Annotated in this window: 10 protein-coding genes; 7 read left to right on the top strand and 3 right to left on the bottom strand. The window is 37.5% G+C overall.

Features of this window, described 5'->3' with window-relative positions; genetic code table 11:
• Nucleotides 1-101: 101 nt before the first annotated feature.
• Nucleotides 102-728, bottom strand: coding sequence for a hypothetical protein (locus MUW73_RS02735; protein WP_243018608.1), 627 nt, complete (start codon nucleotides 726-728; stop codon nucleotides 102-104).
• Nucleotides 729-1,193: 465 nt separating this feature from the next.
• Between MUW73_RS02735 and rnr the strand changes: the two genes are divergently transcribed.
• Nucleotides 1,194-3,338: a ribonuclease R gene (gene rnr, locus MUW73_RS02740; RefSeq protein WP_243018609.1), complete on the top strand. Its 2,145-nt coding sequence runs from the start codon at nucleotides 1,194-1,196 to the stop codon at nucleotides 3,336-3,338.
• A gap of 147 nt (nucleotides 3,339-3,485) precedes the next feature.
• On the opposite strand, the gene MUW73_RS02745 is transcribed toward rnr, so the two are convergent.
• Nucleotides 3,486-4,091, bottom strand: a complete 606-nt coding sequence (locus MUW73_RS02745; protein ID WP_243018610.1) for a phospholipase D-like domain-containing protein — start codon at nucleotides 4,089-4,091, stop codon at nucleotides 3,486-3,488.
• A 137-nt stretch (nucleotides 4,092-4,228) separates the two neighbouring features.
• Nucleotides 4,229-6,250: a helix-hairpin-helix domain-containing protein gene (locus MUW73_RS02750; RefSeq protein WP_243575231.1), complete on the bottom strand. Its 2,022-nt coding sequence runs from the start codon at nucleotides 6,248-6,250 to the stop codon at nucleotides 4,229-4,231.
• A gap of 313 nt (nucleotides 6,251-6,563) precedes the next feature.
• On the opposite strand from MUW73_RS02750, the gene atpB reads away from it, so the two are divergent.
• The 6 genes from atpB (at nucleotide 6,564) to atpG (ending at nucleotide 11,600) form a co-directional block, all read left to right on the top strand.
• Entirely contained in the window at nucleotides 6,564-7,580 is a 1,017-nt protein-coding gene (atpB, locus tag MUW73_RS02755; RefSeq protein WP_243018612.1) for a F0F1 ATP synthase subunit A, read from the top strand.
• A 75-nt stretch (nucleotides 7,581-7,655) separates the two neighbouring features.
• Nucleotides 7,656-7,892 (top strand): ATP synthase F0 subunit C, encoded by a 237-nt coding sequence (gene atpE / locus MUW73_RS02760; RefSeq protein WP_243018613.1) that lies wholly within the window; start codon nucleotides 7,656-7,658, stop codon nucleotides 7,890-7,892.
• A gap of 52 nt (nucleotides 7,893-7,944) precedes the next feature.
• Nucleotides 7,945-8,442: a F0F1 ATP synthase subunit B gene (atpF, locus tag MUW73_RS02765; protein ID WP_243018614.1), complete on the top strand. Its 498-nt coding sequence runs from the start codon at nucleotides 7,945-7,947 to the stop codon at nucleotides 8,440-8,442.
• A gap of 20 nt (nucleotides 8,443-8,462) precedes the next feature.
• Complete coding sequence (gene atpH, locus MUW73_RS02770) at nucleotides 8,463-9,035, top strand: ATP synthase F1 subunit delta (protein WP_243018615.1); 573 nt, start codon at nucleotides 8,463-8,465, stop codon at nucleotides 9,033-9,035.
• Between the two features lie 82 nt (nucleotides 9,036-9,117).
• A complete protein-coding gene (gene atpA, locus MUW73_RS02775; RefSeq protein ID WP_243018616.1) occupies nucleotides 9,118-10,698 on the top strand; it encodes a F0F1 ATP synthase subunit alpha in 1,581 nt (526 codons plus the stop codon).
• Nucleotides 10,699-10,703: 5 nt separating this feature from the next.
• Nucleotides 10,704-11,600, top strand: a complete 897-nt coding sequence (atpG, locus tag MUW73_RS02780; protein WP_243575232.1) for an ATP synthase F1 subunit gamma — start codon at nucleotides 10,704-10,706, stop codon at nucleotides 11,598-11,600.
• Nucleotides 11,601-11,841: the final 241 nt, after the last annotated feature.

The raw sequence follows: 11,841 nt of genomic DNA on the forward strand, positions 1-11,841 counted from the left end.
CTGTTTTTCCAGCTGTAAGGGGAGCTTTCCGAAACTTTTTACCAGGGCTTGATTTTTTGCTTACTTTTTTATCAAGAAAAAAGTAAAATAAAAAAACTTTTTTATTGCGCTACTTCATCTGTTTGATTAGTTGTACTAAAATCTTCTGATAAGCTGCTATTAGGTATCATATTAGTTCGTAACATATCAGCTTTATTTAGCAAGAAGTTAGTTATATTATCTACTACACTTGTAACACCTGATATTAGATTATTTTGTGATACAGTAGTTGTTACCGGATCTGAACTTTCTGTTATATTATAGTCTATTGTATCAGAGGCTAGGGGTATCGTTTCATTTAATGCTGTCGCTGTGCTTTGACTCGATTCTGTTGACATATCCCATAGGGACGTATTACTTATAGCATTATAGAGTACAGTTACTCCAGTTGTGGCAATGTCTGTTGTATTATCAACGAGCGTCTTCATTCCGTTTAAGGCTGTTTCTATGCCTTGATTTGATTCTGTGGACGTATTCCATAATATACATAATCCAGTACCTGCAGCTACACCTAGTGTTGTAAAAAATATAGGGCCTGCATATCTTTTTAAGCCTGCTTGTACTCCATGTCTATGTCTATGTCTATCCCAACCTAGCTTTTGCTTTGTGTTTACACAAGAGGATAAAGTATTTAAAGCTAAGAGGCCAGCAAATAGACCCACTCTGCAACGCGTATATGTTTTTTTCATAGTATTCATGTTTAATTGTATGTGATTATAATAACCGCTCAGCCAAATTATGGCCATGTCTAACGGATAATCTATCGATGATATGTACCCTACTTTTGCCTTATTCATAAAGCAAAAAAGAACACTTGACAAGCAGTAATGGACGCTAGCTATCCAACTACCTTACACCTTTAATCTAACAAAGAATAGCTATAAATACAAACAAAAAAGACTATAAATCAATATATTTATATATTTTTTAAGTATAGTAAATATGGAAATTTTTACTTTAAAAGTAAACTAAATAGATCATACAACCTTAGCAAACAATAGGTCTCTGCTACCAGCCATGTTAGGTAAAGCAGCATGCTCCGATTATAAACAATCTATTCAATCAACTAGTTCAGCAGGTAGTGGTCTTTTTATCGTCGATTTACCGTAAATTACTTTTTTCCATGTATATGGCACTTCATTACTTTAAAAATTATGTCTACACATACCCCCTCGCATAAGATTAAAAAAAGAGCAGCAGTGCAAAACTATACTACACTTATTGCTAAGACCTTACAAGCAGGTCTTAATCAAAGTTATACCCTACAACAACTTTTTACAGCCTTAAAAATCAAATCAAAATCAGATAAAGCAAAAATTAAAAAAGCTTTATCGGAGCTTCTAGATAAGGGTACTATTAAAAAGATAAGAAGGGGAGGATATCTATATGCCAGCGGGCCTATTTATCTAACAGGACGAGTAGATTATGTCCGTTCTGAATATGCTTATATTGTAGTACCTGATCAACCCAAAGATGTACTGGTGCGTCAAAAAAACCTACTATCTGCCTTAGATAAAGATTTGGTTAAAGTTTGCTTGCTCCCTAGCAAAGGTGGCAAGCGACCAGAAGGTGTGGTTGTAGAAGTTATTGAACGCAACCCAGCACCTCTCATTGGACGCATCATCGTTTCTGGCAACCAACCCCAAGCCATAGTGGAACAAAAACGGATCACTTATAAAATTTTATTAGAGGGAGCAAATACCTCCATGCTTAAAAAAAATGATAAAGTGGTGATTGCATTAACTGCTTTTCCAGCTAGCGATAAGAGCGTGACGGGTAAAGTAATCCAACACCTTGGCCAGGCTGGTCTACATGAAGTAGAAATGCATGCCATTATGGCTGAATTTGGCTTAAAAGAGACTTTTCCAGACAGTGTTTTGGCAAGCATTAAAAACATACCTACAGGTATCACAGAGGTGGAAATAAACAAAAGAAAAGACCTACGGCATATACCTACCTTTACGATAGATCCAGCAGATGCTAAAGATTTTGATGATGCCCTCTCCTATCAACCCTTAGCCAATGGCCATCATCAAGTAGGCATTCATATCGCAGATGTAAGCTATTACGTTTTACCAGATACCTTACTAGACCAGGAAGCTTATTTGCGCAATACTTCCGTCTATTTGGTAGACCGCTGTATTCCCATGTTGCCCGAACTACTTTCTAATGAATTATGTTCTTTGCGGCCCAATGAAGACAAACTAACTTTTTCAGCTATTTTCGAATTGGATGCAGCAGGCAATCTCTATGACCAATGGTTGGGAGAAACGGTTATTCATTCCAATAAAAGATTTTCTTATCAAGAGGCTCAAGCAAACATAGATGACCAAAGAGGTGATTTTTACCAAGCGCTTACGTTATTGAATGACCTAGCCAAACAGCTTCGGAAAAAGCGCTTAGCAAAAGGAGCCATTAACTTTGAAACGAGAGAGCTGGTCTTTGAACTGGATACCAATGGAAAACCGATTCATATAATACCAAAGCTACGTACAGATACGCATAAATTGATTGAGGAATTTATGTTACTAGCCAACAAAGAAGTGGCTACCTATGTAGCTAAACTAAAACAAAAAAAGGAGAAAGTAGGGCCTACTTTTATCTATAGAACCCATAACCATCCGGACCCAGATAAATTAAATGAATTCTTTTTATTTGTCAACCAACTAGGGTATAAAATCAACAGCGCTAACATGCCTATATATAAAGCCATGCATCTGCTAGAAGAGGCTATTCAAGGCAAACAAGAAGAGAACATTATACAATCATTGGCAATCCGATCTATGGCTAAGGCGCTTTATACTACAAAACCCAATCCACATTTTGCATTGGGCTTTCCGCATTATACTCATTTTACTTCACCGATCAGAAGATACGCTGATTTATTAGTGCACCGTCTTTTGAAGCATTATTTAAAGGGTGAACGGCTTTATGATGCAGCATCGTATGAAAAAAAATGTCAATATGCTGTAGAACGAGAATACCTTGCTGTAAATGCAGAAAGAGCCTCTGTGAAGTATAAACAAGTAGAGTTTATACAAAATTTAAAAGACGAAATATTTCAGGGAATCATCAGTGGCATTACTGAATGGAATATCTATATAGAAATTCTATCTAATGGTTGTGAAGGGATGGTGCGTCTAGCAGACCTTAGCGATGATGTCTATGTTTTTGAGGAAAATAACTTTCAAGTGGTAGGTAAGCATTTAAAAAAATGCTACCGTTTGGGGGATGTGGTAAAGGTGAAAGTCAAAAGTTGCGATTTGGATAAACGGTATATTAATTTTTGGTTATGTTAGGGGGCAAGGCATTGTATTGGTTCACGCAATGGCATGAGCTTAAGATTTATATTTTAATGAATTTTTGTTGTTACTTTTTGCTTGATAAAAAAGTGGACAAAAAATCAAGCCCTGTGCAAAAAGTTAAGAAATTGGGCAACAAGGGTCTTACCCCCTACCCCTATTCCGAAAAGGGCCTAGTTGCTCTCCAGCAGCTGCCCGCATATACCAATTATTTTTAAACCTTTTATTTATTTTTTTCCCTTTGATAATCACCAGATTTTCTGCATTTCTAGCTTGTGCACCATGTGTCCAATTAAAAGAACCTGTGATAACATATGCTTCATCAATAATCATAACTTTATTATGAGCATAACCAACTGTTTTATCAATTATAATAGGAATACCATTTTCTAGTAGTTCACGCACCTTACTACCCTTTGTAGTCTGCGCATCTTTATCTATCAATAGATGAACCTCTACCCCATTTTGATGCGCTTCTATCAGTGCAGTGGCAATCTTATGAGAGGTTATCACATAAGCCTGTACAAGAATTAAAGCTTTAGCAGCTAGAATCTTACCAACAATAAGGTCCATACAAGGATCCTGTGGAGTAAACCAGACTTGTATGTCTAAATCAGAGTTAGATCGACTAGCATCATGGCAAGCGCTATAATTAACCAGTAGACTACTCAATGCAATGATAACAGTTGCTAAAAGCTTTACCCATGCATGGGTAATACGAGGCATTTTTTGTAAAGTAGATTTTTTCATGAATGATTATATCGTATCGATATACGTCTGATATAAGTAAGCTACAAATAGCTTTTTGACTAACACCATAAACAGCCAATGGTGTTTTTTCTTTTTGTGCATGGTCCTGCCATAATGGTGAATGAATACCATGGTTGTTAAAAACTAATTAAAAGTTGTATGGTTCCATCATGCTTGCCTCTATTGCATCTACTGGTTGTAGTTGATTTTATTTTAGATAGATCATCAGGTGAATATATAAAACTATATCTAATTTCGAAACGAACCGACTCTATAGGCCAGGAGCAAATTAACCAAGTCGTAGCAAAGCCATGACCATAATAGGGGGTAAACTGCGTGCCACTATATAATGGATTGGGAAGATAAAAGTATAACCTGGTAGCATAGTTATCCGTGTTAAAGTAGATGAATTTACAAACAAATTGCCATTTATTTACTTTCCACTTTTGTGTGCTAGATAAGGCATAACCATCATGAGTTTTCCCCAAAAACGTATAGCGGGTATATTGTACTACGCAATGGGTCCGCCAATAATGGGTAAGCTGGTGATCTATCTTACACTTCAAACTGTTTTGGGTAGCCATTGCAACAGTTGTTGTATCTGACTGATTATTTTCTTTTACTTTAGGCTTATTTCTTGGATTGTTATGCAGCTTATATTGAATCACCCATATTGTTTTACGGCTCAAAGTATAACTAGAACGTGTCATTAAGCGATGGCCAATACGCGGGATGGCTAACTGTGGCTTAGGAGATAAAGTAGTAAAAAAATGGCCACTCGTTGTGAGTTGCCAGCTGGATAAAGGCGTAAAGATCAAACCCCAATAAGTTCCTTTTTCATTGGCATGATCTGTAGTATAACGTTTAAAGGGATGACCATATGGGCTATAAAATCCTTGACCATAATAATATAATGCAAGGGAAAGATCAACATAGCGCGAAAGACTTATAATAGACCCTGTAATCACCGCTTTTGATTTTTTTGCTTGAATAATATGTGGCAAGGTCAGCCCTGCCTCTCCAAAAAAGAGCACGTTTTTCCATAACAAACGATAAAATAAACTACCAGCAGATTGTTTTTGCCATAAATAGCGTTTATTGGCTGCTTCCTTTCGTACAATAGGTAGGTCGTAATGATTATAAAGCAGATTGATACCCATTTCTGTTTGATTTCTATCATACTGCTTGCGTATAGTACATCCCAAGACCTGTTCATGCAGGGTTCCTTTTTTATCTAATTGATGGATGGTATCATACTTACCAGTGTCATCTATGCGCTTGCTATAGGGTTTATGGTCTTGATCTAGTTGGATAGTAGCATCTAGATGATTGTTGGCATAAAATCCGGTTAACTCAATAGGCCCTAGATCGGATGTGATGGCTAGACCACGCAAACCAGTACGCCTAATTCCCTTGTAGGGACGAATTCCCAGGTTATTAGACCAGATGATAGAAGTGATTGAGTCGCCTAACTGCTTATAACCTGGACTCAATAGCAAGCCTTGTCCATAGCCAATTTGGTAATCACCAATGACCATCCGTTTAATTGTTTTTTTATGTTTTACCATTAGAAAAATAGACCATAGATTAAATCCATAACGGTAGGTAGCATGATCCCAGCAAAAAGCTTCTCCTGCTTGTTTTCTAGCAGTGATGCCCCATGTGATATCATTTAGATGGTTACAAGTCAGTTGTACCATACATTTAGCTAGATTACCTAAGGCAGGTAGCTGTTTACAACTCCTTTGGCTCAAGGAAGGTGCATAACGAAATAAAAAATAATTATAGTTATTTTGATTAATTTTTGGATAATGTGATGGCAGATGGTAGCTTTCGACTACATAGACAAAAGGTAAAAGCAAGTCTATCGTGGTTAAATCAAAACCAGGAATAGCCTGTAGTTCGTATCTAGAATAAAGAGGCCCTGTAGCAGCTAAATGATTAAAAAAACTTTTTATTTGTTCTATAGATAAAATACCCAATGCGCCCAATGATGCTGCTGTTACCTTATTTAAATCTAGTGGGTTAGCATAAGCTTCTCGGAGAGCTTCTTTAATAGATTGAAAATCTGCTTCTTCCACAAAATTCTGCCGCTGGTAGATCGCATGTATATAATCATCAAAAGTAACCAAACGGGTTAAAGTCGAAGTAAAAGCCAAGCATACTTTCGAAACCAACAGTATAAAACAAATAAGCCACCTGCACATCTTCTCATTTGTAAGGTCCTTAAGAAATAAGCGCTGCTTTGGATAGGGTATGGCTTCATGGTAAGCTATTTCATTTTCAAAAACAAATTAGATAAAATATCTGTTGATAAAAGAATGAACCATTTAACCCCATAGCATAGCTTGAAAAATTCTTTATAACTATGTACCTTAGCATAGTTCAATATTGACTTTAACAAAGCTGAACCTAACAGCCTATCTTACCATGTTTTATTTTAGATTATCTTATGCCATTATAAACCGCTTTATGGGCGAAAAAAAGGCTTTCTGGATATTTTACCTATTGGGTTTTATATTTTGGGCACCTTTTAGTGTCCATGCTAAGCCACCTCAAACGGGTCATCAGAATGGAAATGCTATTATGGAACATGTAGCAGATGCACATAGTTGGCACTTTGCCACCATTGCTGGGAAACATATTGAGCTACCATTACCCATTATACTCTATTCTGCAGATAGAGGTGTAGAATGTTTTTCTTCTGCCCGTTTTTATGATCAAAAACACCAATCTATTCCATTTCATGGGTATCACCTTGTTCATGAGAAAATTCATTGTTTAGATCCAAGTAGGTCTGTCTTGGATCTATCTATTACTAAAAATATAGCCGCTATGTTTTTAAGTACTTTACTACTCATAACTGGGCTACTATGGGTAAGCAAGAGCTATCGACAAGCGCCACTTGCACCACCCAAAGGATACTTTGCTTGTATAGATTTGATCATATCCTTTATAAAAAATGAAGTAGCTATGCCCAACATAGGCCCGCAACATTGTGCAAGATTTTTGCCTTATTTATTAACTATTTTTTGTTTTATATGGCTTAATAATCTTTTGGGGCTTCTACCAGGTGGTGCCAATGTGACAGGCAGTATTTCAGTTACCTTAGTACTAGCGGCTTGTACTACGCTTATTACCATTTTTAATGGTAATAAACATTATTGGCACCATATATTTAAACCAGAAGGCGTACCTAGCTGGTTGTTACCCATAATGATTCCAGTAGAAATACTGGGTATTCTAACTAAGTTTTTTTCCCTTATGGTACGGTTATTTGCCAATATTACGGCAGGCCATATTATCTTATTGAGCATTATAGGGCTTATTTTTACCATGAAAAGTATCTCGATAGGCTTTTTAGTCAGCCTACCTTTTGGTACTTTTATGTTTTTATTAAAGTTACTGGTTGCATTTTTGCAAGCCTATGTTTTTACACTACTTTCTGCTATTTATTTTGGACAGGCTGTTGATGAAGGAAGACATTAGCCATTAAAATGGTTAAATTTGATTACTTTTTATGTATATTTGTCTAACGTCTTTAACGATTAAACGAAATTTTATATGTTGGCTTTATTAGATATGACTTTATCATATGCTGGTGCTGGTATTGGTGCAGGCATCATTGCACTAGGTGCAGGCATTGGCATTGGTAAAATTGGCTCCTCTGCTATGGAAGCTATAAGCAGACAGCCAGAGATGAGTTCAAAGATTCAAACGGCTATGATTATTGCCTGTGCACTAGTTGAAGGTGTTGCGCTTTTTGGTGTATTGGTTTGTCTTTTGATCGCTACCAAATAGCATTTCTTCTAGAGCAGGCAACCCAGCCTGTTCTTCTACAATCCTAGTTGTTATGAATTTAATAACGCCCGATTTTGGCATTATATTTTGGCAAACTACTACATTCTTAGTAGTCCTTTTGATATTATCTAAATTTGCTTGGAGGCCCATTTTAGCCATTGTGCAAGCACGAGAAGATGAGGTAGCCCATGCTGTGGCTAAAATCACGCAAGCCCAGCTATTAATTAAGCAAGCAGATGATGACCGAGCTAGGTTAATAGAAGCAGCTCACACAGAACGTGAGCGGATTATTGGCCAAGCATTGGCCACCCAACAAGCCATTATTGACCAAGCACATCAAGAGGCCTTAGTGGTAAAAGAACATTTATTAAAAGCAGCTAAAATCGAAATTACTAGAGAGGAAGCACGTGCGCTTGAAACATTAAAAGCCAATGTTGGGTCATTAGTAGTACAAGTTGCAGAAAAATTATTGGTCAAAGAACTCAGTCAAAATGGGGCGCAATGGGAACTAATAGAGCGGCTTATGGGAAATAAAAATGCAGCCACTTAATGGAGACAAAAGCTTGATTTATGTTAAAAAACAATAAGATAGCAGTACGATATGCTAACCTTTTTTTAGCCCAAGCCATTCAAAATGGCGCACTTAAAAGCATCATCAGTGATCTTTCTTTTTTGCAAAATCAGTTTAAGGGTCATCCTACGCTCAATAGCCTACTCAATAATCCTACCATACCTCGTTCTGAGAAACAGCATTTGCTTAAAACCATTTGTAAGCAAAACCTCCATCCCATGTTATGGAGGTTTATTGAACTCATTATAGACCACCATCAAATTGGTTTACTAAAAGAAATCTTAAGTGCTTTTTCCATAGCCTACCATGCTCATATGGGGATCCAATCTGCTATTTTAACCACTGCTATTCCGCTACCAGAACCCTTAATGAAACGAATGGTAGAAGAGGTAAAAAAGTGGGTACCTTGTGAAGAAGTTTTAATGGAACAACAAATTGACCCCTCTATTATCGGAGGCTATATGCTTCAAATCGGCGCATTAAAACTAGATAGAACTATAAAAAATTATCTGCATGGTCTGCAAAACTGTTTACACAGCTCACAAAGCTGCAATCTACTAAACGTAATTTAAGCATTCGATCCAACTGCCAATTGGCAGTCAAATTAGTATTTCGAAAGAAAGCCAGTCAGCAGACCAAATTATAACTAAACAAATGGCACAAATCAATACAGATGCGGTTACGGCAATACTAAAAGCACAATTAGCTAATTTTAAAACCGAAGCTGAACTAGAAGAAACCGGCATAGTGATTCAATCGGGTGATGGTGTAGTCCGGATCTATGGTCTCTTACATGCACAAGCAGGGGAATTGCTTCTTTTTTCAAATGGGGCTAAAGGATTGGCTTTAAACTTAGAAGAGCATATGGTAGGTGCCGTTATTTTAGGCGAAGCAAATTCTATCAAGGAAGGAGATGTAGTCACTAGAACCAAACATGTCGCCTCTATTCAAGTAGGTGAAGGATTACTGGGACGTGTGGTAGATACCCTTGGTTTACCCATAGATGGCCATGGTCCTATCGTTGGAGAAACTTTTGAAATGCCTCTAGAACGAAATGGCCCTGGTGTGATTTACCGTCAACCGGTAAATAGCCCCCTCCAAACAGGATTAAAAGCCATTGATGCCATGATTCCTATTGGTAAAGGACAAAGAGAACTAATTATTGGTGACAGGCAGTCTGGCAAAACTTCCATTGCACTCGATACGATTATCAATCAGCGTAGGTTATTCGAACAAGGCAAACCCATTTATTGTATTTATGTAGCCATTGGTCAAAAAGCATCTGCTATAGCCGGTGTAGTAGAAACATTAACCAGACATGGTGCTATGGCCTATACCACCATTGTAGCAGCCCCCTCTTCTGCTTCTGCACCCATGCAATCCTTTGCACCTTTTGCAGGAGCAGCTATTGGTGAATTTTTTAGAGATACAGGTAGAGATGCATTAATCATCTACGATGATCTTTCGAAACAAGCTGTTGCTTATAGAGAGTTATCGCTATTGTTACGGAGGCCACCTGGTAGAGAAGCTTTTCCTGGTGATATTTTCTACTTGCACGCTCGTTTATTAGAGCGTGCAGCACGCATTATTGCCAATGATGGCATGGCTGCTGCTATGAATGATATGCCAGATGCCTTAATCGGTCAGGTCAAAGGAGGAGGATCACTCACCGCACTGCCTATTGTAGAAACCCAAATGGGCGATGTATCTGCTTATATTCCTACCAATGTTATTTCAATTACAGATGGGCAAATATTTCTAGAAATGAATTTATTTAATGCAGGCATTAAACCCGCCATTAATGTGGGTATTTCTGTATCTCGCATTGGCGGTGCTGCGCAAATTAAAGCTATTAAAAAAGTAGCTGTTACCCTAAAATTAGACCAAGCCCAGTTTGCTGAGCTAGAAGCTTTTTCAAAATTTAGCTCTGATTTAGAAGCTACTACCAAAAGAGCGATTGAGAGAGGACGTCAGAATCAAGAAATACTGAAACAAAACTTACACGCCCCAATGGCTGTAGAAGAACAAGTAGCCATTTTATATATAGCCATGAATGGATATTTAGATAGCGTACCACTCAATCAAGTAAAAATATTTGAAAAACAATTTTTAGACTTATTGCGTGCCCAACATCCTACCATGCTCTCAACCATTGCAGAAGGCGCATGGGAAGATTCAATCATTCAGCTACTGGTAAAGGTAGCGGAACCTCTTTTACGAAAATATTCGGATTAATCACTATGGCACATCTTAAGGAAGTAGTAGACCGCATAAACCTGATAGGCTTTACCCAGCAAATCACCCAAGCTATGAAAATGGTGTCTGCTTCAAAATTGCATAAGATTCAACAAGTGCTGTTGCCTTTAAAAGTCTATACAAGAGCATATAACAGATTGTTGCATAGGCTTCTACAAGCTATAGATGAGGGTCAGCTAACGCATCCTTTAACAAAGGCCAAAATAGGGCAACGGTTATTAGTAGTAGTAATGGGTTCGAATCGAGGGTTATGTGGTGCTTTTAATAAAAATGTGCTCAGAGCAGCGAATGAATATATTACAACCCGCCAAAAAAAGGCATCTACTACCATAGAGGTGCTGGTTATTGGAAAAAAAGTCCATCAGTTTTTTAAAAAGTATGATATACCGCTTATAGAGCGCTATGTTAACCTTGTAGAAAAAGCAAACGATCAGGCCAGTAGTCAGCTGTCTACCTATTGTATAGAAGCCTTTGAGCAAAACCATTATACTGAAATTGTATTAGCTTATACTGCTTTTAAAAATTCGGCCAAACAAGAAGTAGTCATAGTACCTTTCTTACCTTTTTTACCTAATCTAGATCTAGCAACAGATACTCCCCCCTCTTCTACTCGATCCCTTGACTATATTTATGAGCCTTCACAGGAACTATTGATCGCACAGCTTATTCCTGAAATACTCAAACATAAAATGATGCATATGCTGGTTGAATCTAGTGCTAGTGAGCATGCTGCCAGAATGGCTACCATGACCCAAGCAACCGATAACGCAGATGAGCTTTTAAAAGTATTGCGTATTAGTTATAATAGAACTAGACAAGCATTGATTACAAACTCATTAGCAGAAATTACAAGTGGTGCAGAAGCTTTAGCAGAAACGTAAGGGATGATTGGCCAGAGTAGGTAAGCTGATCCAGTAATAAAAAATAAGTGTTAGGCTTGAGTCGAAACCGTAACTTTCTGTTCTTTCGTGCACGCTATTCCAGACTATCTGTTCCTGACAATGTTAAAAAATGAATTTTTTAAAGCTACTTTTTGCTTGATCAAAAAGTAGCCAAAAAAACAAGTGCTGATGAAAAAAAAGGCGCGATTTTTCCTAGCATAAGCCATTGGATGAGCGGAAA

This window comes from Candidatus Cardinium sp. cByotN1, from assembly GCF_022810525.1.
Taxonomy (GTDB): Bacteria; Bacteroidota; Bacteroidia; order Cytophagales; family Amoebophilaceae; genus Cardinium.

What these genes read in the sequence shown, in the direction of transcription:
- atpH (WP_243018615.1), top strand. Translation starts at nt 8,463, where the DNA reads ATGTTAAAAAACAATAAGATAGCAGTACGATATGCTAACCTTTTTTTA.
- atpE (WP_243018613.1), top strand. Translation starts at nt 7,656, where the DNA reads ATGTTGGCTTTATTAGATATGACTTTATCATATGCTGGTGCTGGTATT.
- atpA (WP_243018616.1), top strand. Translation starts at nt 9,118, where the DNA reads ATGGCACAAATCAATACAGATGCGGTTACGGCAATACTAAAAGCACAA.
- atpG (WP_243575232.1), top strand. Translation starts at nt 10,704, where the DNA reads ATGGCACATCTTAAGGAAGTAGTAGACCGCATAAACCTGATAGGCTTT.
- atpB (WP_243018612.1), top strand. Translation starts at nt 6,564, where the DNA reads ATGGGCGAAAAAAAGGCTTTCTGGATATTTTACCTATTGGGTTTTATA.
- atpF (WP_243018614.1), top strand. Translation starts at nt 7,945, where the DNA reads ATGAATTTAATAACGCCCGATTTTGGCATTATATTTTGGCAAACTACT.
- MUW73_RS02745 (WP_243018610.1), bottom strand. Translation starts at nt 4,091, where the DNA reads ATGAAAAAATCTACTTTACAAAAAATGCCTCGTATTACCCATGCATGG.
- MUW73_RS02735 (WP_243018608.1), bottom strand. Translation starts at nt 728, where the DNA reads ATGAAAAAAACATATACGCGTTGCAGAGTGGGTCTATTTGCTGGCCTC.
- rnr (WP_243018609.1), top strand. Translation starts at nt 1,194, where the DNA reads ATGTCTACACATACCCCCTCGCATAAGATTAAAAAAAGAGCAGCAGTG.